The 23,559-nt window shown below is 40.1% G+C and carries 18 protein-coding genes and 1 pseudogene; 4 read left to right on the forward strand and 15 right to left on the reverse strand.

Features of this window, described 5'->3' with window-relative positions; all coding sequences use genetic code 11:
* The first annotated feature begins 103 nt into the window (after positions 1-103).
* Both R4Z09_RS21390 and R4Z09_RS21395 read left to right on the forward strand, forming a co-directional pair.
* Entirely contained in the window at positions 104-1,372 is a 1,269-nt protein-coding gene (locus R4Z09_RS21390) for a flavin-dependent oxidoreductase (RefSeq protein WP_338448748.1), read from the forward strand.
* A complete protein-coding gene (locus R4Z09_RS21395; protein WP_338448749.1) occupies positions 1,369-1,662 on the forward strand; it encodes a Dabb family protein in 294 nt (97 codons plus the stop codon). The genes R4Z09_RS21390 and R4Z09_RS21395 overlap by 4 nt, the downstream gene beginning before the upstream one ends.
* 68 nt (positions 1,663-1,730) lie before the next feature.
* On the opposite strand, the gene R4Z09_RS21400 is transcribed toward R4Z09_RS21395, so the two are convergent.
* From R4Z09_RS21400 to R4Z09_RS21410, 3 genes are all read right to left on the reverse strand, one after another.
* The gene (locus R4Z09_RS21400; protein WP_338448750.1) at positions 1,731-2,291 is read right to left on the reverse strand and encodes a DNA-3-methyladenine glycosylase I; all 561 of its coding nucleotides are present in this window, start codon (positions 2,289-2,291) and stop codon (positions 1,731-1,733) included.
* Positions 2,292-2,352: 61 nt separating this feature from the next.
* The gene (locus R4Z09_RS21405; RefSeq protein ID WP_338448751.1) at positions 2,353-3,621 is read right to left on the reverse strand and encodes an MFS transporter; all 1,269 of its coding nucleotides are present in this window, start codon (positions 3,619-3,621) and stop codon (positions 2,353-2,355) included.
* 157 nt (positions 3,622-3,778) lie between these two features.
* Positions 3,779-4,099 carry a hypothetical protein gene (locus R4Z09_RS21410; RefSeq protein ID WP_338448752.1) on the reverse strand — a complete coding sequence of 107 codons (321 nt, stop codon included), beginning with the start codon at positions 4,097-4,099 and terminating at the stop codon, positions 3,779-3,781.
* A 226-nt stretch (positions 4,100-4,325) separates the two neighbouring features.
* On the opposite strand from R4Z09_RS21410, the pseudogene R4Z09_RS21415 reads away from it, so the two are divergent.
* Positions 4,326-5,174: pseudogene (locus R4Z09_RS21415) on the forward strand (5'-methylthioadenosine/S-adenosylhomocysteine nucleosidase).
* 104 nt (positions 5,175-5,278) lie between these two features.
* Here R4Z09_RS21415 and R4Z09_RS21420 read toward each other — a convergent pair.
* From R4Z09_RS21420 to R4Z09_RS21440, 5 genes are all read right to left on the reverse strand, one after another.
* Positions 5,279-5,995 carry a vanadium-dependent haloperoxidase gene (locus tag R4Z09_RS21420; protein WP_338448753.1) on the reverse strand — a complete coding sequence of 239 codons (717 nt, stop codon included), beginning with the start codon at positions 5,993-5,995 and terminating at the stop codon, positions 5,279-5,281.
* Positions 5,996-6,190: 195 nt separating this feature from the next.
* Complete coding sequence (locus R4Z09_RS21425) at positions 6,191-7,756, reverse strand: BCCT family transporter (RefSeq protein WP_338448754.1); 1,566 nt, start codon at positions 7,754-7,756, stop codon at positions 6,191-6,193.
* Positions 7,757-7,886: 130 nt separating this feature from the next.
* Entirely contained in the window at positions 7,887-8,978 is a 1,092-nt protein-coding gene (locus R4Z09_RS21430) for a tartrate dehydrogenase (protein WP_338448755.1), read from the reverse strand.
* A 30-nt stretch (positions 8,979-9,008) separates the two neighbouring features.
* Positions 9,009-10,463 carry an aldehyde dehydrogenase family protein gene (locus R4Z09_RS21435; RefSeq protein ID WP_338448756.1) on the reverse strand — a complete coding sequence of 485 codons (1,455 nt, stop codon included), beginning with the start codon at positions 10,461-10,463 and terminating at the stop codon, positions 9,009-9,011.
* Complete coding sequence (locus R4Z09_RS21440; protein ID WP_338448757.1) at positions 10,460-11,542, reverse strand: aromatic ring-hydroxylating dioxygenase subunit alpha; 1,083 nt, start codon at positions 11,540-11,542, stop codon at positions 10,460-10,462. The genes R4Z09_RS21435 and R4Z09_RS21440 overlap by 4 nt, the downstream gene beginning before the upstream one ends.
* A gap of 350 nt (positions 11,543-11,892) precedes the next feature.
* On the opposite strand from R4Z09_RS21440, the gene R4Z09_RS21445 reads away from it, so the two are divergent.
* Complete coding sequence (locus R4Z09_RS21445; protein ID WP_338448758.1) at positions 11,893-13,251, forward strand: sigma-54 interaction domain-containing protein; 1,359 nt, start codon at positions 11,893-11,895, stop codon at positions 13,249-13,251.
* 86 nt (positions 13,252-13,337) lie between these two features.
* Here R4Z09_RS21445 and R4Z09_RS21450 read toward each other — a convergent pair whose 3' ends face one another.
* The 7 genes from R4Z09_RS21450 to R4Z09_RS21480 all read right to left on the reverse strand — a co-directional run bounded on the left by R4Z09_RS21450 (position 13,338) and on the right by R4Z09_RS21480 (position 23,510).
* On the reverse strand, positions 13,338-13,739 hold the full coding sequence (locus tag R4Z09_RS21450) for a carboxymuconolactone decarboxylase family protein (RefSeq protein ID WP_338448759.1): 402 nt from the start codon (positions 13,737-13,739) through the stop codon (positions 13,338-13,340).
* 16 nt (positions 13,740-13,755) lie between these two features.
* Positions 13,756-15,453, reverse strand: a complete 1,698-nt coding sequence (locus R4Z09_RS21455; RefSeq protein WP_338448760.1) for a thiamine pyrophosphate-binding protein — start codon at positions 15,451-15,453, stop codon at positions 13,756-13,758.
* Between the two features lie 46 nt (positions 15,454-15,499).
* A complete protein-coding gene (locus R4Z09_RS21460; RefSeq protein WP_338448761.1) occupies positions 15,500-17,734 on the reverse strand; it encodes an EAL domain-containing protein in 2,235 nt (744 codons plus the stop codon).
* 236 nt (positions 17,735-17,970) lie between these two features.
* On the reverse strand, positions 17,971-18,393 hold the full coding sequence (locus R4Z09_RS21465; protein ID WP_338448762.1) for a thioesterase family protein: 423 nt from the start codon (positions 18,391-18,393) through the stop codon (positions 17,971-17,973).
* A gap of 64 nt (positions 18,394-18,457) precedes the next feature.
* A complete protein-coding gene (locus R4Z09_RS21470) occupies positions 18,458-20,032 on the reverse strand; it encodes a class I adenylate-forming enzyme family protein (protein ID WP_338448763.1) in 1,575 nt (524 codons plus the stop codon).
* Between the two features lie 327 nt (positions 20,033-20,359).
* Positions 20,360-22,441: a (Fe-S)-binding protein gene (locus R4Z09_RS21475; protein WP_338448764.1), complete on the reverse strand. Its 2,082-nt coding sequence runs from the start codon at positions 22,439-22,441 to the stop codon at positions 20,360-20,362.
* A gap of 97 nt (positions 22,442-22,538) precedes the next feature.
* Complete coding sequence (locus tag R4Z09_RS21480) at positions 22,539-23,510, reverse strand: electron transfer flavoprotein subunit alpha/FixB family protein (RefSeq protein WP_338448765.1); 972 nt, start codon at positions 23,508-23,510, stop codon at positions 22,539-22,541.
* Positions 23,511-23,559 lie beyond the last annotated feature (49 nt).

Raw genomic sequence — 23,559 nt, forward strand, 5'->3', positions numbered from 1 at the left:
TATTCAAATATTTTTTTAAAAAATTTTTAACTATGTGATATTATAATAGTTAAAAATTTATATTTTTTAATTATTATTACAGCTTTAGACGGAGGGGAAGAAATTGAATAAAGAAAAAACAGCGATTATTGTTGGCGGTGGAATCGGCGGGCTTGTTACTGCTCTTAAACTTCACCGCGTTGGTGTGTCAGTCCGTGTATTTGAAAGTGTAGAAAATATTAAAGCATTGGGAGTTGGGATTAACCTATTACCGCATGCTGTTCGAATTTTAACTGAATTGGGGCTGGCAGACAACCTGAAGAAAATAGGTATTCCTACTGCTGAATTAAATTATTATAACAAGTATGGCCAGCAGATTTGGCATGAGCCAAGAGGTTTGAATGCAGGCTATAAATGGCCGCAATATTCGATTCATCGCGGTCGTTTACATATTCTGCTATTGAATGCAGTAAAGGAACAGATTGGAGAAGACGTTATTTTTACTGGTCATCATCTAAAATCCTTCCAATCCTTTGATGATGGCGTGGAAGCCATCTTTGAAAACAAAAAAACGAGTGACATTGTTGGAACGTACCGCGGTGATTTCCTTATTGCTGCAGACGGTATTCATTCGATCGTCCGTAAACACTTCTACCCTAATGAAGGACTGCCTAAATTCAGCGGCCGGATTTTATGGCGCGGCATTACAGAATCTACTCCATTTTTAACCGGAAAGTCCATGATCATGTCTGGATTCCAGGATCAGAAATTCGTTGCTTATCCTGTTTGTCCGGAAACAGCCGCAAGAGGCCGTTCCCTTGTCAATTGGATCGCTGAACTTTCTGTCTCTGGTGAAGTTCCTCCGCGCAGTGACTGGAATAAGAAAGTAGAAAAAGAAGTTTTTGCACCTGCATTCTCGGAATGGGATTTTGGCTGGCTAAATGTACCAAAGTTAATCGAAGAAACAGATACCGTATATGAATTCCCAATGGTGGACCGCGACCCGCTTCCGCAATGGACGTTTGGCAGAGTAACGCTACTTGGTGATGCAGCACATCCAATGTATCCAATCGGATCGAACGGTGCTTCACAGGCGATTCTCGATGCCGATGCATTAGGACAAGCTTTCGTTGATCAGCCGACGGTAGAACTCGCATTGACTGCGTATGCAAATGCCCGCATGGAACCAACTGCTAACATTGTTCTGACCAACAGACAGAACGGTCCGGAAAGCGTCATGCAAATTGTTGAAGAACGGGCACCGAATGGATTTACGAACCTGCATGATGTGATCTCACAGCAGGAGCTCGAGGATATTGCAAACAAATACAAACAAATTGCCGGCTTTGACCGTCAAACACTAAATAACAAAACAGAAGGGGTTGTCAAATGATTGAACATATTGTGTTAATCAAATTTAAGAACGAATTAACAGATGCCCAGCTGGACGACCTGATTCAGAAAACCTTGAATTTAAAGGACTATATTCCGGGAATTATCGATATTCAGCAGGGACGTAACTTTTCTAATCGCAGCAAGGGATATGAGATTGCCTTAACAGCACGTTTAACTGACCGTGCCGCATTAGAAAACTATCTTCCACACCCAAAACACCAGGAACTCCTCTCCCATCTCAAAGAATTAGAACTAGAGGATATCATTGTTGTAGATTTTGAAATTTAATAAAAAAGGTGTCAGGCACTTCAAAAGGACAAAATACATGAAAATGTCCATTTGTGGTGCCTGACACCCTATTTATTACTTGGATGGCAAAAGCAGTCCAAGGTGTGGTCGTTAATCATACCGACTGCCTGCATGTAGGAGTAGCAGATGGTGCTGCCGACAAATTTGAAGCCGACTTTTTTTAGCTGTTTGCTCATTTTATCACTCAGTTCGTTGGTAACCGGTACCTCTTCTTTCGTCTTCCACTGGTTCACAATCGGTTTGTGATCGACGAAACCCCAAATATAATCGGAAAATGAACCATACTCCTCTTGAATTCGCAAAAATGCTTTTGCATTTGTGACGACGCTTTGAATTTTTAACTTATTCCGCACAATTCCTTTGTCTTCCCTTAATGCTTCTAACTTTTCATCACTGTATTGAACAATTTTTTCCGCATCAAAATGATCAAAAGCTTTACGGTAATTTTCTCTTTTTTGTAAAATCGTCCACCAGCTAAGTCCTGCCTGTGCACCTTCCAGGCACAGCATTTCGAATAACATTCTATCATCATAAACGGGCACGCCCCATTCCTGATCGTGATACTCGATATATAATGGCTCATCCGTTACCCATGCACATCTTTTCATCCTGTACTTTCCTTCCATCATACATTTTTTAGACGAACTGTAATCTATTTTCCGACCCTAATCAACCTGGCAGTTCCACTGACTCCGTATTCTTCACCGTTTGTACCTTGTTAGGCTCAGGAAGCAAGAAGTTCATAATGGCGGCTGCCGCTAAGATAAAGATTGAAATATATAAGGAGATGTTATAATTTCCTGACATATTATAAAAATAACCTGGTACATATGCACCCAATGCCGAGCCTACCTGATGGCTTAATGACAAGCACCCTACGATAAAGCCAATGGAATATTTCTTAAAATATTCAGCCGCTAACAATTGCGTCGGTGCAACGGTTGCAAAGTCAACTAATCCAAAAAGGGCCGCGAAAATCAACATTAATACCGGATTGTGAGAATAGACAAGAATCACAATCGATAAAGCACGGGTAAAGTATAAGAATACAAGCAGTTTTCGGCTGCTCCAATAATCAATGATCACACCCGACAAGAGGATTCCAATAATATTAAAGGCTGCTAGGATACTAACTGCAGCACTCGTGACGGTTGTAGAAAATCCATGATTATGCGATAAAGGGATCAAGTGTGTATCCATTAACCCCGTTGTCGTAAAGCCGCATACAGCAAAAGGCAGCAACAGGAACCAAAAGTGTCTTTTCCGCAATACTTCCCCGATTGAAAAATTTGTCTCAGGCTTGTCCTCAAGCTTGATGTTTTCTTCCTTCACAAGGCCCCCAATAGGCTCCATGCCTTTATCTTTCGGATGATTTCGCAAACAAAGCAGAACGACTGGAAAGACAATGATTATTAAAAAGACACCTAATAATAAATTCGTCATTCTCCAATCAACATATTGGATTAATAGAAGAGAGCCCGGAACAAGCAGCATTTGCCCAAACCCAAAGCCTGCCTCCAAAATTCCTAATGCCAGTCCGCGTTTTTTATTGAACCAATTCATGACGAGCACGGTACCTGCCACATTCGATGCCCCGCCAACGCCAAGCGAAACAAACCCATAAAGAACAAATAATTGCCATGGCTGATTCACAAATGTAATAAAAAAGAAACTGATTCCCACTAGTAAAGTACTAACTGATATGATCAGACGGGCTCCATATTTATCTACAAGTCTGCCGATAAATGGCTGCGAAATTCCATAAATAACAAAGCTTAAAGCGGAAATAATTGAGGTCGTTCCTCTATCCATGGAAAGATCCTCTTCCCAAGGTCCTACAAAGGCACCAAAAGCCAAGCGCCCGCCCTGGACAGCTAAAAAGGATAGGAACGTAACAAAAACGATAATCCAGGCATAGTGTAATTTATTTTTTTTCATATTAACTCCTTTCTATAGTAGTCAAATTTTCTTATGTGATTATTTAGACATTTTCCACTCTTTTATTTTATCGTGAAATAGCACTCTCTTCAATTGAGCTTTTTGGCAAAAAGGAAAATCCACCCAAATTGGGTGGATGATAATAGTCTATTCATCTCTATTCTTGTTTCGCACTGGCATCCCCTAATGCCTGTTTTACTTTGATATAGACCTCTAATGCATGCAATTTTTGCAGGAGATAATGTATAAAGCCAAACATAAGACTAATCATAAAGGCAGAATCTAATACACTTGCAGAATCAGAGAACTTTGAACCAATGCCTAAAATAAGAAAAAAGAGAATGATGCACACGATGATATTTGAGATTCCTAAACTGTTATAGATATTATATATTTTCAGATTTCGTTCGTAGCTTTCTTCTTCCCTTGAATATTTCCAATAAAGAATTGACGAAGCTAATTTTAACATTTGATTCACTTACTTTCCTCCAAATCTTTTGATACGGAACAAGAAAATTATATCGCAAAAGCATAATGATTACTACTTATCATATATTTCAGCAATTATTCTGGCAGTTTCATTTTTATGAATAAGTTTTTCCCCTTGTGAAAAAGATAGATTAAGGTTAGGATGCAAAAAAATCATTTTCACAAATGAGAGGGATGTATGATGAAGCTCAACATGGTAAAAAAAATGTGTTTCCATGATAACAACGTTTTTATTTTTATTTGGAGCAGCAGGTATTACTTCGTCCGTACAGGCTCAGGCTCAATCCCAACCAAAAACGGAAGCAACATCAGAAAATGCACTAAGACCTATTATTATTCAGGCTCCTATGCCGATTGAAGGGGAAAACTTTGCTAAAAAGCTGCAAAACGTAAAAGAAGAAAAATCAGGCAGCTTTATTTTTTTGATTGGAACCCTTGATCACTATCCGGTCATCGTCACAAAAACGGGAAAGGGAATGGAAAACACAGCAGCAGCAACCGCAGTTGCGATTGAACGCTATAATCCCATTGCCATTATCAATCAAGGAACATCAGGCGGGCATGATGCAAGTTTAAATGTGTTTGACATAGTATTAGGAAAAAGAGTAACAAACATCGGTTCAATGAAAACTCCGGAACTAGCTGAAGGAGAAGGCAGTGATCCGTTTAAATGGATTCCTATGGACCTCTTGGCCTCTGAAGGAAGTGCAGGAGAAGATCCCAGCGCTGAAAAAATTCGTTACTTTGACGGCGATCAAAAGCTGCGAATGCGGTGAAAAATAACTACACAAAGGGAAAAGTGGTCGAAGGAACAATTGGTTCCGCTGATTTATGGAATAATGAAGTCGACCGCATCAAATGGTTCCATGAAAAATACGGAACATCAGTAGAGGAAATGGAAGGTGCCTCCGCTGCCCAAATTGCAGGTGCCTACAACGTACCATTCTTAGATATCCGCATCCAATAATAAAATGAATCAAGGAAAATATAATCCAAACACAGCGGCAGACAATCAAGAGTATGTGTTTGAAGTGGTAAGACAATATATATCGATGATTAAGTAAGAGCAGGGCTGTCCCACAAGGTGTCAGGCATCCACAATGAATCTATATCCATTACGATTATACGTAAAGTGATATAGAAACTACATTGTGGTGCATGACACTTTTTACTTTTTTCTCCAAATGCTTTGTGTTTTCATAAATTGAACTACAATTTCGCCGATTTGCCTGCCCAGCCTTAGACCTTCATCGTTGTCTATGTTGAAATGTACACCTGCGTATAACCTTGAGAGAGCACATTCTTCTGCAATTTTTTTGATATCAGCTGATTCTCTTGGAAAGATATAACTCATGATGACTTCTGAACAACCTGCTACTGTTGCATGGGCAGACGGATAAGATGGAAACCGAGGCGTGAACATGACAGTGGATAGATTATGATCATATTGATTGGGGCGTGCAACATCCCAAAGAAATTTGAAGTACCAAGACATGACAAAAGCATCGTTGACGGCTGCATGAAACAACGCCAACACTCTGGCAGTCATCGGGGAACCCATTCGATATTTTTCAGCTAAACGGAAAAGGAACCTAGTCATTTTTTCCGTTGCTTCCCCAGTTCCCCAATACTGGGCAATGCGTTTTTGTTCGGGAGTTAGGGAGACTTGCGTTTGTTGAACGAGGGTTAATTCCGCTGTCCAATTGATCTGATTTGGATTACTAATGTTCCACACAATCCGCTGCCGAAAAGGATCAAAGAATTCATTGTTTCCTGACCGATAAATAAAAAACATCGGCCCGTTGGCTGGTGCCGGATTTCCTTGAGGCGGTACTGTATCTCCGGGGTAAGGATATTCTGACCATTTTCTATACCTTGTCGGCATAAAAATCAACCCCCAACTAATATTCTTTTACTTCCCTATGACTGATTTTCTTTGAATATGTCAATCATGCAGGCATTATGCAAAAGATTAATTGTTAGGAGGTGATCGGTACATAAGAAAAAAGGACAGGTAGAATCTATTTTAGATACTGCCTGTCCTTTTTGGAAGCAGAAGAACCGCCCCTCTGCTTCTTATTTAGATCACCTCTTCATTTTTGTTTGTGATGTTTATTTCAATATTTGTTAGAGCCTTGTCTTTTTTTATTGCTTTTGTCTCTTTATTTGTTTCAGTGCCGAAAAGTAGCTTTTCATCTTCCTTAATCCATTTGATAAAGGATGCCATCATAAGGATCATGATAAAGACTAATGGCAGAGCTGTGATAATTGTTAACGTTTGCAATGCGTTTAAGGCATCGCCATACATTAATACAATGGCAATCCCTGTTAATAAAATACCCCAGAATACACGGTACCAGCGGACAGGTTCTTCCCCGCTGCGCAAATTCTTGGAGGCTACGTCTGCCAATGTATAGGCCCCAGAGTTTACAGTTGTAGCAAGGAAAATCGCAGCTACTACTACATATAATACAGTCACAATACTTCCTAACGGCAACGCTTGTAATGATGCAAAAATAGCTGCCGGCGCACCTTCTGCATTTAGCGTCTCAATAATCGGAGCGGCACCTGTAATCTCAAAAAACATACTTGTGTTTCCAAAAACCGCAAAGGACACCCAGCAGCCGATTGTTCCACCGACTAATTGACCAAGGATCAGTTCTTTAATGCTTCTGCCCTTTGAAATTCGGGCGGCAAACATTCCTGTAAATGGTGCATAAGAGAACCACCAACCCCAATAGAAAATAGTCCATGCTTCACTAAAACCGGATTTCCCAACCGGATCCGTGTAAAGGCTCATTCTAAAGAAGTTTTGGAGCAGAATGCCGACACTGTCTGTGAATGTAGCCAAAATAAATGCCGTCGGTCCAAAAATAACTACGAAAATAGCCAATGCAAAATATAAATACAAGTTCCAATCGCTTAACAGCTTCAGACCTTTTTTCAGACCAAAGAATAAACAGATACAGAAAAAGACGGTTAGGCCTAATACAATACTTAAATTCAGTCCGGTGGACTTCTCAACACCAAACCATTGATGAATCCCTTCTGCAATCAACGGGGTTCCTAATGCTAAAGACGTTCCAATACCACCCATTAAACCAAACATAAAGCATACATCAATTACTTTTCCTAACCAGCCATCAGCACGGTCACCAATAATACCACGGCATGCGGTACTCAAGCGAACGGAATTATAGTTTCTTACATATAAAGCATAGGCAATAGGAATGGAAGGTACACAGTAGATCGCCCACGCAGAGAATCCCCAGTGAAACATTCCATAGGTTGAAGCAAACCCTGCCGCTTCCACACTGCCTGACTCTAATCCATATGGAGGTGTATCATAGTAGAAAGCCCATTCAATAATCCCCCAGTACATGATACCGGAACCTATTCCAGCTGTAAAAATAAGGGCAAGCCAGCTAAAAGTTGAGAACTCAGGCTTTTCCTTGCCAAATCGGATTTTTCCGTATTTACTAAATGCCAGCCAAAATAAAAATCCAAAGATTCCTAAACATACCCATAAATAGAATGAACCGAAATTACTTGTAATAAATTTTAATACTCCATTTAAGAAGGCTGTCCCTTTTTCGGGATTAATTAAAATGGGCACTGTGATAACAAGAATCAGTACTAAAGCCATACCCAGGATCTGCCTATCAATCTTGCTCTCCTTATTCATACAATCCCTCGATTCATTATATTTTTAATCTTCCGAATATTCATTTCAGACCATCACATAATCTAGTCCGCATGTGATGGTCTGATGCGTATTATTTTTCTACAACCCGCTGGCCAAGAATTTCTTCCAGATAGCTCACCACTTGATTTCCAACCTGCTCGGTTGTAGCTGTTCCGCCCATATCAGTTGTTAATACCTTCCCGTCAAGCAGTACTTTTTCAATTGCCTGTAAGATGTTTTCCCCATAGTTTTCATAGCCGAAAAAGTCCATCATTTGGCTTGCTGACCAAATCGCGGCCAGTGGATTGGCAATACTCTGTCCAGCAATATCCGGTGCAGAACCATGAATCGGTTCAAACATCGATGGGTACTGGCGCTCTGGGTTGATGTTCGCACCAGCCGCCAAACCAATTCCCCCTGCAATCGCCGCGCCTAAATCGGTTAATATGTCGCCGAATAAATTCGAGGTCACAACCACTTCAAATCGTTTTGGATCCTTGATCATTAACATTGCCGCTGCATCCACAAGATAGGAAGCTGTCCGCACATCCGGGTACTCCCTGCTGACTTCTTCAAACACTTGATCCCAGAAAACCATCGAATAATTCAAGGCATTGCCTTTACTGATGCTTGTCAGTGTTTTTCCTTCTTTTCTGGCTGTTTCAAAGGCATAGCGGATAATACGCTCTGTTCCTTTGCGGGAAAAGACGCCATTTTGCAGGACAACTTCATTTTCTTTCCCTTTAAAAAGCCAATCCCCTGCCCCTGCGTATTCCCCTTCACTATTTTCACGAATAAACAGCATGTTCACATCTTCACGATTCGTATCCTTTAATGGACATGGGGCCGCTTCCAATAAGGTGATCGGTCTGATATTCACATATTGGTCAAAGCCCTTTCGAATTCTTAACAATAAATCCCATAATGAGATATGGTCAGGCACACCCGGATAACCGACTGCCCCAAGGTAAATCGCATCGAATTCTTTTAATTTATCCATACCATCGTCATCCATCATGACACCGTGTTTTGTATAATATTCACAGCCCCACGGGAATTCCGTAAATTCAAATTGAAAGGTTCCATCAACTTTAGCAGTTTTAGTAAGAATTTTAATTCCTTCCCGAATCACTTCCGGCCCAATTCCATCACCTGGAATGGAGGCAATTTTAAATGTTTTCATCGCTTGTCTCCTCTTCATGTTGATCATTGATTACACGTTTTGATTCCAAACAATTAATTTCAATTCTGTCATTTCTTCAATGGCATATTTAATGCCTTCTCTGCCTGTCCCGCTTTCTTTGACACCGCCGTATGGCATATGATCGACGCGGAATGTCGGGATGTCATTGATTAGAACAGCGCCTACCTCCAATTGCTCCGCAGCTGTCAATGCCTGCTTGATATTCTCTGTGTAGATGCCCGCTTGCAAACCATAGCGTGAATCATTGACATACTGGATAGCCTCTTCAACCGAACTCACTTTGTTCACGATGACAATCGGAGCAAAAACTTCCTGGCAAGATACCTTTAACGTTGGATGAACATTAGTTAAAATTGTCGGCTCTAAAATGCCTTCCTGTGTCTGCCCACCCGTTAAAACAACGGCACCCTGCTGACGTGCCTCCTCAATCCAATTAAACGCCCGTTCTGTTTCATTTTTTGAAATGAGCGCAGATATGTCAGTCTCCGGATCAAGCGGATCACCGATTTTTAACTGTTTGGTTGCTGATCCTAATTTTTCCACTAACTCATCATAAATTTCCTCATGTGCATATATGCGCTGCAGGGAAATGCATACCTGACCTTGATTTGAAAACGCACCCATGACACATCTATCTATTATTCTATCCATCTCAACATTTTTATCAACAATTACCGCAGCATTCGAGCCTAATTCCAAGGTTGTTTTCTTTAAGCCGGCTTTATTTCGGATGCCAATCCCTACTGCCGGGCTGCCTGTAAAAGTAATCATTTGCACGCGGTCATCATGGATCAACGTTTCACCTACGACGCTGCCAGAGCCTGTTACGATATTCAGAACACCGTCAGGCAAGCCCGCCTCCTGGAATAATTCCGCGATGAATAATGCAGATAATGGTGTTTGCGAAGCCGGTTTTAAAACAACTGAATTTCCTGATGCAATCGCAGGTCCTACTTTGTGTGCGACTAAATTCAATGGGAAGTTAAATGGAGTGATGGCCCCAATCACGCCAATTGGTTTGCGTACTGTGTAGCCGATCCTGCCAACGCCGCCTGGAGAAGCATCAAACGGGATTGTTTCCCCGTGTATCCGTTTCGCTTCTTCGGCAGCAAACTTGTAGGTTTCAATCGTACGGGAAACTTCAGCCTTCGCAAACGTTAACGGTTTAGCACACTCTAGCGCTAGTATTCTCGCTGCTTCATCTGCTCTTTCTGTTAATAAAGCAACGACTTTTTCTATAATAGCGGACCGTCCAAACGCAGGCATACTCGAAATCTTTTTGAAGGCCTTATCAGCTGCCGAAATAGCCTCTTTTACTAACTTCTCATCAGCCATCGCTATTTCAGCAATTTTTTCTCCCGAATAAGGTGAAAATAAATCCGAATATTTGTCAGCCTCTACCTTTTTTCCATCTATTAATAGATACTTTTTCAACTGTAAAGATTCTTGTACGTTGTTTGTCATTTTCCTAATGCCTCCAGTACCATATCGTGGAATTGAACAATCCCTTTTTCTGATTGAGAGTAAACGCCTTTATTAAATGCACGTGAGCGGAAACCGACTTGCTCTAGTTCTACCAATTCCACATCCTCCTGGCGAACCTGCTCGGCAAAAGCCACTAAATCCTTCTCTTCCTGAGTTAAATCTTCATCTCTAAAATAGTAGGTATAGACACCTAATGTTGTCTCATGGTCAATTGGAATCATTTGAATCGTGGCGATATTCCCTGGTCCCGGATAGATCGTCATCATTAAATTCGGCCATAACCAGAAGAATTCTCCACCCTGCATTTCGGCTTCATTTAAATCAACTGTACCCATTTGTTTATCCGGTTTTACAACCGTTCCTTGGACAGAATAATTTTCACAGGTAATAATTTGATAGTTTTTCATATCCAAAGTAGAAACAAATGACGGATGTGCTACATAGCAGTGATCGCATTCTAAATAGTTATCGATAAATGCCTTCCAGTTCGCTTTAATAATGCGCGTTTTTGCATTGATTCGTTTCAATTCCCCTAAGAATGGATATTTATCAAGTCGGCTATAGAAATCGCCATACGACTCACTTAGCGGCTTTGCGTTATCGTCCAGGTTAACAAAAATAAAGGATTGCATGATTTCCATTCTCACGCCTCGTAGGCAGCGATCACTAATACAGGCTGCATCCTCACCGCTGAAATTAGGCGCTTTATTAAGCTGTCCATTTAAGTGGAAGGTCCAGCCATGATAGCCGCATTGAAGAATTTTCTTTTGGCCGGATTCCTTTTTTTCCAGCTTTGTAGCCCGGTGCGGACAGACATTATAGAAGGAGCGGATTTCCCCATCCATCCCACGGGTAACAATAATTGGTTCACCTGCAACTTCTGTTGTGAAAAATTGTCCTTCTTTTTCCACCTGGCTTGTATGTCCTACCAGCTGCCATGATTTGGAGAAAATTAACTCCTGTTCTAATTCAAATACCTTTGGATCTGTGTACAAATCATATGTCATCGTTCTTTCAAATGTTTTACTCGCTTTATTTTGGACTGGATTGTAACTCATGTTTTTTCCTCCTCATTATGAATACATTTATTTTTTAAAGCTAGTACTCTCTCAAAACGGTTTCTTCAAACAGGTTTATCTGCTACATTATTCTTATTACCACCATCTTTATGTTGTAAATTACTTACTTGTCCTTTATTAATGCAAGTAGTATGCCAACTTTTAAAAAAGATTAAAAATTTATTAAAACCTTATCAAATGGGGATTTTCTATTTTTAATTTGCATATTATTATGAATTTACGGACTTTTTATTGAGTTGTTTTCAATTCACTATGAGTCAATTACAATTCACTTTTCACCTTTTATGTTCATTTATAACAGAAAATTACGAAATAGGAGGCTGACCGACATGAAGCAGTACGCAAATATTCCAATAGACATCGAAATAAATGGACATGTGCTAAAAGATATCTTAGATTATTCTTCTGATGAAATATTTGTCCTTGATGGAGAAAAGCGGATTGTTTATGTGAACCGTGTTTGTGAAAAGCATTACGGTTTAAAACCACAGGAGGTAATTGGGAAGTATAATACAGAATTATTGGAAAGGGGTCTTTGGAAGCCTTCAATTGTCCCTTTAGTTTTTAAAGAGAAAAAGCCTGTGACGATGCGGCAAAAGACATATATTGGAGCAGAACTCTTAACAACCGCTGTGCCGGTCCTGAACGATAACAACGAGATTGAGCTGATTGTGACGACCTCACAGGAGCTGCAAACGTTTATGAGTATGAAAAATGAGAAAGAAAAACCAACAGCATCAGTAGAAGAGTTTCCTAACATCATTACAAACTCAGCTAAAATGAAAGAACTTTTAAAAGTATGTGAAAAAATTGCCAGATTTGATTCAACGATTCTCATTCAAGGTGAATCGGGTACGGGAAAAAGTGTGCTTGCCGGTTATATTCACGAGATAAGTAACCGTAAGGATGAAACATTTTTAAAAATAAATTGTGCGGCACTGCCGGAGGATCTTCTTGAATCTGAGTTATTCGGGTATGTAGAAGGTTCTTTTACAGGAGCAAAAAAGAAAGGAAAAATCGGTCTCATTGAGGCTGCCAATAAAGGGACACTATTTCTTGATGAGATTGGAGAAATGCCGCTATCCTTGCAGGCAAAGCTGCTACAGGTCCTTCAGGACAAGCAATTTATTCCCATCGGCGGTCATCAAACGAAAACAGTTGATATTCGCATTATCGCTGCAACAAACCGGGACCTAGAGGAGATGGTGAAGCAAGGTCAATTCAGGGAGGATTTGTTTTACCGCTTGAATATTATTGACTTACACATCCCTTCACTTCGCGAGCGCAGAGAAGACATTATTCCTTTAGCGTATAATTTTCTCCATAAAATAAATAAAAAATATAATATGAATAAATTAATCTCACAGGAATGCCTTGATCTATTTAATCAATATTCATGGCCGGGCAACATCCGTCAGCTGGAAAATCTGATGGAAAGGCTGATCGTTACAAGTGACTCTATTATTCAAATCCAAGATCTGCCTGAAATCATTGTCGATAAAGTCACTGCCCAAATTCGCGCGGAGCTCCCGACCCATCTCGATGATGCAATTGATGAAATCAAGCGCTCCTTTGTGCGGAAATCCTATACTAAACACCGAAGCACAAGAAAAGTAGCCAAGGATTTAAATATCAGCCAAACAAGGGCTGTCAAACTGATCAATGAGTATTGTCATGATTTAATATAAAAGATAGGTTGTACACTTAAGTTCAAGGGGACGGTTTGATTGCTTCAGCCTGAGCAATCGTACCGTTCCTTTCTGTAATCAAAAACTCAAGGAAGTTTACTAAATTCCAGCCCATTTTCCTTTATTACCTCTTGAATGACTTTTAAAGCACTTAAGGAACGAGGGAATCCAATATATGCTGTGCACTGAATAACAATTTCTAAGATTTCATTCGGTGTTAAGCCCATATTCAAGGCTGTATAAGTATGTGCATAAAGTTGATCAGTTGCACCCTGTATGATAAGGGCCGTTAAGATCACAATGGCTCTTTCTTTTTTCTCCAGGCCTGACCGGCCAAATATATCGGCATAACCCGCAATAACCAAATGAGCAATATCAGGATGAAGCTGCTGCAGCTCTTCAGCGATTTTATCCCCGTTTTTCCCCATCATTCCTTTCATTATTTCAATCCCTTGATCATAACGATTATCCTTTTTATTTTCAGTCATTCTAACATCCCTTTCTTTAACCACGTTTCATTGTTGGAGGAATTTCATATGGATCCACCATAATTTCTACAACAGTAGGACCGTCGTGCTGAAGTGCTAAATCCATTGCCTGGTGAATTTCCTCGATTGTGTTACAGCGGAAACCACGAGCACCAAGAGCTTGTCCAAATAACGCCCCATTTACCGGTACTTCATATTTTGTCCCCACTTCTGTCCCTAAATTTGCAGCCATCCCTTTATTTACCATATCCAAGCTTCCATTATTTAACACTACAAAAATCACCGGTAGATGATAATTGACTGCAGTCGAAATTTCCGTCCCATGCATTAATAGACACCCATCTCCTGTCAGGCTGATAATCGGAAGATCAGGACGTGCGGCCTTGGCTCCCACTGCATAGCAAATACCGTGTCCCATGGCTCCAAAATAGCTGTCAAAAATAAAACTGCCAGCCTCGTAGATTTCTAAATCTCGAATAGCAAAAAACGTATGGCTGCCACAGTCACTAATAATCAATGATTCTTTAGGAATTTTTTCTTGAAACGTTTTTATCGCTATACCGGCAGAAAGAAAAGGATCCTGGTAATAGTTTTCTTGATTTGACTGTACTTTCTCGATTGTTGATTCTTTTTTAACTATTCGATTTCGTGATAATTCAAGTATTTTTTCCGTATTTGCTTTGAGATCACCTAGAACTGGAATGGTTGGCACCGGGATGCTTTTTCCAATAAATGTAGCATCCAAATCAAAATGAACAATCAATTTTGGATGCATGTCTATGGTCATGCCGGCAAGGGTCATATCGGATAACCGTGTCCCCATCACGACCATGACATCAACACCCTGCATTAAATAGCTGTCAGCCTCAGAAGTTCCGCCAAGACCAAATCCCCCTAACGACAATTCATGAGTTGTCGCAAAAGTACCCTTTCCACTTGGTGTGGTCATAACTGGAATATTCCAACACTCCGCAAACTTCTGAACTTCTTCGTACGCCCTTGACGAATGGACACCCTTTCCTAAAAACAACAATGGTCTCTCTGCTTGATTCAGAACCTTAATCACTTCATCTAAATTGGAAGAAATCATTGTATGTTGCATTTTGTACGGTATCGGAATATCAAAAGGCTGTATTTCTTCCATCAGCACATCGGATGGTATATTTAAGTGCACCGGCCCTTTTATGCCTGTAAACGCTTGTTCAAGTGCATGACGGAAATACGTAGGAAACAGATCTCCTCGTTCAACAGCACGGCTGAATTTCGTTACAGGTTCAAACAAACGAACGATATCCGTTCCAAAACTGGATGCATCCTGTCCGAGAGCTGTTCCTGTTGCTTTAATAGATGGGTGACCGGTAATAAATAGGACAGGAGCATGCGAGGACTTGGCTTGAGCCGCTGATGTAATCATATTGGTACCGCCCGGTCCGGATGTACCAATAGCTACTCCTAATGTATGTGAAGCAAGCGCATATCCAGCCGCTTCATAACCGGCTCCCCCTTCAAACTTACTTAATACATATAGAAGTCCTTGCCGATCCATTTCGGCAATTAAAGGAGTTACTGCCTTTCCTGGTATACCGAACACATGTGATACGCCTAATCTTTTCAAATGCATAGAAAGCATTGATGCGACAGTAACAGTTGTTGAGTTCTCCTTTGTGGGATCTTCCTCTTTTTTACTTGTCATCATTGATGCAACTGAACCCATTTTTTTTACCTGCCTTTTGATTATTTTAATAGCCTTTGGATGATTCTTATTTTAAAAACTGCTGCTCCAATCTTTCAGCAGATAGAGGCTTACTAAATAAATAACCTTGGAATTCATCACAATTTTTGTTTATTAAATACTTTAATTGTTCCTCTGATTCAACCCCTTCAGCAATTACTCCGAGCCCTAAATTATGTGCCATTGTAATAATCGTTTCGACAATACTGGCATCACTTGAACTATTTGTAATATCTTGAACAAATGTACGGTCTATTTTTAGACGATGGATCGAAAAACGCTTTAAATAATTTAATGAGCTATATCCTGTACCAAAATCATCAATGGAAATTTGAATTCCCAATGCATGCAGTTCTTTTAGAACATGAATCGAATGATTGACATCCATCATCATGCTTTCTGTGATTTCTAAATCTAGAAATTCGGGTGCAAGTCCTGTTTCTTCCAAGATTTTACTCACATCAGCTGCTAAATTTTCCTGTGAAAATTGCTTGCTAGATAAATTGACTGAAATATTGATCGGTGGATAACCTGCATCCTGCCAACGTTTATTTTGTTTGCAGGCCTCCCTGAGCACCCATTCCCCTAAAGGTACGATGAATCCCGTTTCCTCACTTAATGGTATAAACTCAGCAGGTGATACTAAACCAAGCTGCGGATGATTCCACCTAATTAACGCCTCCACACCGACAATTTTTCTGGTCTTAGCATCAACTTGCGGCTGATACTCCAAAATAAGCTCATTATTTTCAATTGATGTTCGTAAGGCATTCTCCATGAATAGCTTCTTATAAGAATTGGAATACATACCGGGTGTGTAAATTTGAAAATTATTTCCACCGCCAGCTTTCGCTTGGTACATCGCGCTGTCAGCACAAACCATTAACTCTTCTATATCCCTCCCGTGATCCGGAAAAACAGCAATACCAAGGCTCGCTGAAATATGCAAATCAAATCCATTGACTACAAATGGTTTGTCGAAACAGGAAAGAATGTCTTTTGCGTGAGATTGAATCGATTCTTCCGAGTCCTTATCCGGCAAAATAAAAATAAATTCATCTCCACCCATACGCGCAACCAAATCTTTATTTGAATACACGTATTTTTGCAGCCGTTCGGAAACCTGCTGTAACAATCGATCTCCTTCACTATGACCAAAGGTATCGTTCACGTATTTAAAACGGTCAAGATCGATAAACACAATCGCAATTTTTTGAATCGGATCGTTTGTATTCTCAATTTCTTGTAAGAGCCTTTGTTTGACTAAGCGACGATTCGCTATTCCTGTTAGTTCATCATGATGGGCCATATGGTTTATTTTTTGTTCTGATTCAAATCTTTCTGTAATATCACGGAACTGGCCTAAAGCACCAATTAATCCACCCTTGTAATCGTAGATTGGTAAAGCATCGAAAAGACAGACGATGTCTCTATTATTTTCGGAATCATAGAAGCACACTTGAACGTCTTCAAATTTCTTTTCTTCATTTAAGACTCGGCCAATATAGTCACTCATTTGTTCTATCGTGTCAATCGATTGACCGATTACTTCCTCTTTTTGATACTTTAATATTTTTTCAGCACATGAATTAAATTCAAGAATAATTCCTTCCGGATCTGTAGCAACGATAGCATTTCTTGTCGTATCAATAAGTATATGATTGAGAACATCTAATCGGCTGTTTTGTTTCCGAAGTAGCAGCTCCCGTTCAATCGAATCTACCATCGTAATCAGCATGGCTAAGAAAAAAGGATGATTATACTCTTTTGATGTCATAATGGATATTGTTCCAAGTAAATTATCCTGTTTCTTATAGTAAAAAGGAACCGAATAGCATGCAGCACTATGGAAAAATTGATGATAATGTTCATCACCGATTAATTCTATCGGCTTTTGGTGCTTTAAAGCCAGATTTACCACATTTGTTCCGGCCCATTCTTCGCGAAACTGTATTCCGACTCTAAAACCAGCTTTATTCATTACCCTTCTTATCGATTGGTCTCCATCGATTTGAAGGATTACCCCTTCTTCATTGCTTATCGAGATCAATAATGGAATTCCCTTTCCTTGTATCGATACAAGGAACTGATTCATAAAAAAGCCGACAACTGAAAGAATCTCTTCATAATTTTTCAGCTTCTTATCGAGTTCATCACTAGGCATACAATGAAAAGTAGGGATCACAGCAGGATCTAGACCGGATTGCTTACAGAACTCTTTAGATTCCTGAACCATTGATATCTTATCAATATTATGAAGCATTCTTTTCTTCCTTTCTATTTACATTGCCATACAAAATATACGTCCGATTCTATATGACAATATTCGTCATTTTTATTGTACATTAATTTTAAATAGGAGTATATATTGATGATTAAGTATAAATTTTGGTATTTTTATAGAGATAATAAACTATTTCCAATAAAAAATAAAATAAAAAACACGGGTGGGCGTTTCTATTGCCTTCTTGAAGCAATAGAATCGTCCCCCCGCGTTTTTTATGCTGTTGTTTCAATACTCTCAATAGCTTGTCTTAGTTCATCCGGGATCGGGACCGCTCTCACTCTTGGTGTATTGAAATCAGCCCAGGCACGGATTTCGTAGCCTTCTGCAACAGTTTCTCCATCTCGTAGAAAGGTATGGTTTATGACAAACACTTTCTTGCGTATTTCTGATATAGTGGTTCTAATCGTCACTTGATCACTAAATACCAGCGGTGTTTTGAATACGCATTTTGCTTCGCAAAGCGGAATACTGACCTTATCCTCTGAAAGTAATTTTGTTGTTGGATACCCGATTTCGGCAAAATAATGATGGGACGCTTCATCCATCCAGGCATAAAAGCTGGGATAAAAAACGATTCCGGCAGCGTCTGTTTCACCCCAACGAACTTGAAAATGATATTCTATCGTTCTTGCCATGTTTTACACTCCTCTTATTTTTCCAGACAAAAATCTCTTCTTATTATCCTAGTTTCCTATCAAACTAGCGAAGAATGCCTTCAAATTTTGCCCGCAACTCTTTTTCGAGCGCTACTTTTGTAATTTTTCCGCTCGCTGTCATTGGCATTTCATCTAAAAACACAATATGGTCAGGTATTTTATAATTAGCCACTTTTCCTCGGATAAAGTCCTTCATTTCTTCCTCGTCTTCAGTCATACCTGGTTTTAATTTTATCGCTGCGCAGGAAACCTCTCCAAGCACCGTATCAGGTAGGCCGACAATCGCAATCTCTAGTACACTCGGATGTTTGTAATACAATTCTTCTATTTCGCGTGGATAGATATTATAACCGCCGCGGATGATCATTTCTTTTTTCCGGCCGACAATTCGTATGTAACCCTTTTCGTCCATTGTCACTAAATCGCCCGTATAAAACCAGCCTTCTTCATCAATCGCCTCTTTTGTCTGCTCAGGCATTTGATAGTAGCCTTTTGTAATTCCTGGTCCTCTTAACGCCAGCTCCCCAACCTCGCCGAATGGGACCGCTTCTCTTTGTGAACCTACTACCTTTGCTTCTGATCCGGCTAAAATTCGGCCAACGGTTGTTGCCCTGATAAAATCATCATCCTCAAAGGTTGTCGCTGTTATGGATGCCGTTGATTCTGTTAATCCGTAGAATACCGAAATGTCACAGCCCATCACATTACGGATTTTTCGAACAATTTCCTCAGGACATGGCGCTGCGGCAATAATACCTGTTCGTAAGGAAGAAAGATCAAACTCATCAAATCTTGGATGATTTAATTCAAGAATGAACATCGTTGGAACCCCATGGTGAACCGAAATCTTTTCTTTTTCTATTAACTCTAACGCCTCAACCGCCTTATAATTTTCCATAAAGACAATTTTGGCTCCGGCACCAATGGCTGAAAGAATACCCGGTGCCATTCCAAATACATGAAAGACGGGCACTGCAATTAGGAATACATCATCAGGTATACACTGTAACTCTTCATTTGTAATAAGTGCCGAATAGTTTAAATTTTGATGTGTCAGCATGGCACCCTTTGGTTTACCAGTTGTTCCTGATGTATAGAGAATGGAAAATACGTCTTCGACCGGATGAATACCAGGTTGTGTGAAAGGAGTATTGTTTCCTAATTCCAATAATTCGTCAAATGAGAGAAATTCTTCATTTTTACTGCGTACCGTAAAGATCTGTTCTAATGAATAGCCGTTGTGCTCATTTTTAAGATAATGTTTAAAAAACTCCACATGCCCAAATTCACCGGTCACAAAAGCTACTTTTGCATGAGAATTTTCAAGGATATACATCAGTTCTTCACTGCGATATCGTGTGTTACATGGAACAAGAACGGCCCCTACTTTGGCTAACGCAAAATAAATTGACACAAACTCATTCCAGTTAGGGAGACAAACCATGACTCTGTCTCCTTTTTCAATTCCCCTTTGTGATAAGGCAGAAGCGATATGATTTACTTCATCATATAATTGCTGATAGGTAACGCGGGTATATCCGTCATAAAGCGCTTCTTTTTCTGGGTTTATCGCATAGGATTTTTCCAACACTTCATATACTGACATTTGTGTATACATTATTATTCCCCCTTATCGTTAATAGACGTTTATCTCAGCAAAATGTGTAAGTGATAGCGATTACATTTCTATTCATCAATTTTTTCTCACTCATAAATGATTTCAATAATATTTTTTGTATGTCCCCCTTAAACTATTTAAATTTTCTGTATTTTAAGTATAAAATAATTTTTTAAATCTATATACCGACATGGTATAGGAAAGATAATTAGTTATTTCCACACATTAGAGGAATTTTCTATAGTAAGTAAAAAAAAATTTATAGAAGGCGTTTCCTTCAACGCTCTATAAAAAGATGCCCAAGCCGAAGCCTGGGCATCTATTTGATTAAATAACCGATTTTTCAAGGATCTCAACGACATCTAATGTTTGAACTTTTTCATCTACTTCCTTAGCTTTTGTGCCATCACCAATCATAGTTAAGCAGTATGGACAGCCTGTACTAATAATGGTTGGATTTGTTTCCAACAGCTGTTCCGTTCTTGCCACGTTAATCCGTGTTCCCGTATCTTCCTCCATCCACATCAGCCCGCCGCCGGCACCGCAGCACATGGCTGTTTCACGTTTCCGTTCAGGTTCCACAAGCGTAACACCCGGAATAGACTTCAAAATATCACGTGGTGCATCATACACATTATTGTAGCGGCCTAAATAACAGGAATCATGATACGTAATGACTTCATTGACAGCCTTATTTGGCTTCAGCTTTCCTTCTTCTACGAGTTTGGACAGTAATTGCGTATGATGATACACTTCTGCCTCTAGACCAAATTCAGGATATTCATTTTTCAACGTATTAAAAGCATGCGGATCCATTGTCACAATCTTCTTCACATCATACTTCTTAAATGTTTCAATATTAGCATTCGCCAGCTCTTGGAATAAGAACTCGTTACCAATCCGACGCGGTGTATCACCAGAGTTCTTTTCCTCATTTCCAAGAATCGCAAACTTAACTCCTGCATGATTCAACAAACGGACAAAGGACTGCGTCAGCTTCTGACTTCGGTTATCGTAGGAACCCATTGAGCCGACGAAGAATAGATACTCAAACTCTTCTCCCGCTTTTTTCAATTCTTTTGCTGTCGGGATCGTCACATCCTCAACAGCATCACGCCAGTTCGCACGCTCCTTGCGGTTCATTCCCCAAGGATTTCCCTGACGTTCAATATTGGTAATTGCCCGCTGTGCATCACTGTTCATGTTTCCTTCCGTTAAAACAAGATAACGGCGGAGGTCGATAATTTTATCCACATGCTCATTTGCTACAGGACATTGGTCCTCACAATTGCGGCACGTTGTACAGGCCCAAATTTCTTCTTCTGTAATGACATCACCAATTAATCGAACACTTTCCATCGCTGCTGCCACTTCTTCGGCACCGCTTCCTGCTAATGCCAGCTGATTGGCTCTTGTATTTTTAAACGCAAAAGCAGGTGCCCATGGCTGCCTCGATGTAATGGCTGCGCCTTTTTCTGTTAAATGGTCCCTCATCTTCACAATCAGATCCATTGGCGATAACGTTTTTCCAGTACCCGAAGCTGGGCACATATTGGTGCATCGACCGCATTCTGCACATGCGTACAGATCAATCAATTGCTGCTGTGTAAAATCCTCGATTTTACCAACACCGAATTCCTCAGCTTCCTCATCCTCGAAATCAATCTTTCTTAATTTTCCCACAGGGCCTTGTTTTTTAAAGAAAATATTGACCATGGCAAATAACTCATGAAATTGCTTTGACTGCGGGACAAACACAAGGAATGTGAAGACAGTCAGCATATGAACCCACCAGAATACGTAGAACAGTACAGTTCCTGCGGTTGTTCCAATACCGGAGAACAGCAGAGCAATTGTACCAGAGAATGGAGCATAGACTAGGTTTGGTTCATGATTTAACATAACCGCTTCGAAACCTAAAGTAATCAAGATGGATAAAGTTAGTGTGGATAGAGCGATATAAACAAAAGCTGCTTTTCCGTCACGTTTCCATTGCAGACGTTTTAACTTTTCACCATAACGGCGGTAAAAACCATATACGATAGCCAGCAGCATGAGGAATGTGGCCCACTCTTGCAGCAGACTGAAATATTTATGTGCTTCACCAAAAGGAAATTCATAACCTTTGATAAAACCTTTTATAATCAGTTCAATTAGTCCAATTTGAATGATAAAGAAAGTATAAAATAGTACTAAATGCATCATTCCGCTTTTTTTGTCTTTAAATAATTTGGACTGACCGAAGCCGTTGGTTAATACGAGATTCATTCTTTCTTTCAAGTTTGGTTCAAACTCAGCTTTTTTACCAAGGTTGATAAATAAATACCGTGTATAAACAAGATTGACAAACAAATAGACTGCAAATCCAGCCACGGCTAGGAAAGCAATTAAATTCAGTAATGATATCATCCTTTTCATCTCCTCCCATGGTTGTATTACGGGAATGGGAGGAAATGAATTCCTCCCTATAAGTGGATGCCTGATACCGGCATCCTATCCTGCACATTTAGTTAACTGCCACACTTTTAAACTCTTCCACTAATAACGGCACGACTTCAAACAAATCTCCAACAATTCCATAATCAGCGATGCTGAAAATATTTGCTTCTGGATCCTTGTTGATGGCAACAATGACTTTTGAGTTGGACATGCCGGCTACGTGTTGAATCGCACCCGAGATTCCGCATGCAATATAAAGATCCGGTGTGACCACTTTTCCTGTTTGGCCAATTTGTAACGAATAGTCACTGTACCCTGCATCACATGCACCACGGGATGATCCAACTGCTCCGCCTAATGCATCTGCCAGTTCCTGCAGCACTTTGAAGCCTTCTGCACTCTTTACGCCGCGACCGCCGGATACAATAATTTTTGCCTCTGAAAGGTCTACTCCGCCTGTTGTTTTGCGTACTACGTCTTTAATAATCGTACGCAAGTCTTTGATATCAACAGTAACTGATGCTACATCACCAGTACGTGCTGCATCCTTTTCAAGTGGTGCAATATTATTTGGACGAATGGTGGCAAAAATCAATCCTTCTTTAATCACTTTCTTCTCAAACGCTTTTCCAGAGTAGATTGGACGGGTAAACACAACCTCGTCTCCATTTACTTCAAGACTGACAGCATCTGAAACTAATCCTGACTTAAGCTTTGCCGCAATTCGCGGTGAAATATCTTTTCCAATTGATGTATGTCCTAGAATCAATCCTTCAGGCTTCTCCGCTTCGATCACCTGCATAATTGCCTGTGTATATCCATCTGGTGTATACTTATTCAGTTCGCTGTTCTCAGCTACTATTACACGGTCTGCTCCATATTGGATCAGTTGATTAGCCAAACTGCCTGCATCGCCTAGTAATACTCCGACTACTTCTCCTCCATCCGCAATATGCTTTGCAGCCGCAATGGCTTCAAAAGAAACATTCCGTAACTCACCTTGACGAACTTCACCTATTACAAGTACTTTTTTTGACATACTGGTTCCTCCTATAACTTTCACTTTGATTATTCCGTCCGTTTTTCTC

The organism is Niallia oryzisoli (genome assembly GCF_036670025.1).
Classification (GTDB): Bacteria; Bacillota; Bacilli; order Bacillales; family Cytobacillaceae; genus Bacillus_BD; species Bacillus_BD oryzisoli.

Bases quoted from the DNA above. Each gene is read 5' to 3' on its own strand.
- R4Z09_RS21465 (WP_338448762.1), bottom strand. From the start codon at position 18,393: ATGGCAAGAACGATAGAATATCATTTTCAAGTTCGTTGGGGTGAAACA.
- R4Z09_RS21440 (WP_338448757.1), bottom strand. From the start codon at position 11,542: ATGAGTTACAATCCAGTCCAAAATAAAGCGAGTAAAACATTTGAAAGA.
- R4Z09_RS21405 (WP_338448751.1), bottom strand. From the start codon at position 3,621: ATGAAAAAAAATAAATTACACTATGCCTGGATTATCGTTTTTGTTACG.
- R4Z09_RS21480 (WP_338448765.1), bottom strand. From the start codon at position 23,510: ATGTCAAAAAAAGTACTTGTAATAGGTGAAGTTCGTCAAGGTGAGTTA.
- R4Z09_RS21400 (WP_338448750.1), bottom strand. From the start codon at position 2,291: ATGAAAAGATGTGCATGGGTAACGGATGAGCCATTATATATCGAGTAT.
- R4Z09_RS21445 (WP_338448758.1), top strand. From the start codon at position 11,893: ATGAAGCAGTACGCAAATATTCCAATAGACATCGAAATAAATGGACAT.
- R4Z09_RS21460 (WP_338448761.1), bottom strand. From the start codon at position 17,734: ATGCTTCATAATATTGATAAGATATCAATGGTTCAGGAATCTAAAGAG.
- R4Z09_RS21420 (WP_338448753.1), bottom strand. From the start codon at position 5,995: ATGCCGACAAGGTATAGAAAATGGTCAGAATATCCTTACCCCGGAGAT.
- R4Z09_RS21475 (WP_338448764.1), bottom strand. From the start codon at position 22,441: ATGATATCATTACTGAATTTAATTGCTTTCCTAGCCGTGGCTGGATTT.
- R4Z09_RS21425 (WP_338448754.1), bottom strand. From the start codon at position 7,756: ATGGCTTTAGTACTGATTCTTGTTATCACAGTGCCCATTTTAATTAAT.
- R4Z09_RS21435 (WP_338448756.1), bottom strand. From the start codon at position 10,463: ATGACAAACAACGTACAAGAATCTTTACAGTTGAAAAAGTATCTATTA.
- R4Z09_RS21470 (WP_338448763.1), bottom strand. From the start codon at position 20,032: ATGTATACACAAATGTCAGTATATGAAGTGTTGGAAAAATCCTATGCG.
- R4Z09_RS21450 (WP_338448759.1), bottom strand. From the start codon at position 13,739: ATGACTGAAAATAAAAAGGATAATCGTTATGATCAAGGGATTGAAATA.
- R4Z09_RS21395 (WP_338448749.1), top strand. From the start codon at position 1,369: ATGATTGAACATATTGTGTTAATCAAATTTAAGAACGAATTAACAGAT.
- R4Z09_RS21455 (WP_338448760.1), bottom strand. From the start codon at position 15,453: ATGGGTTCAGTTGCATCAATGATGACAAGTAAAAAAGAGGAAGATCCC.
- R4Z09_RS21430 (WP_338448755.1), bottom strand. From the start codon at position 8,978: ATGAAAACATTTAAAATTGCCTCCATTCCAGGTGATGGAATTGGGCCG.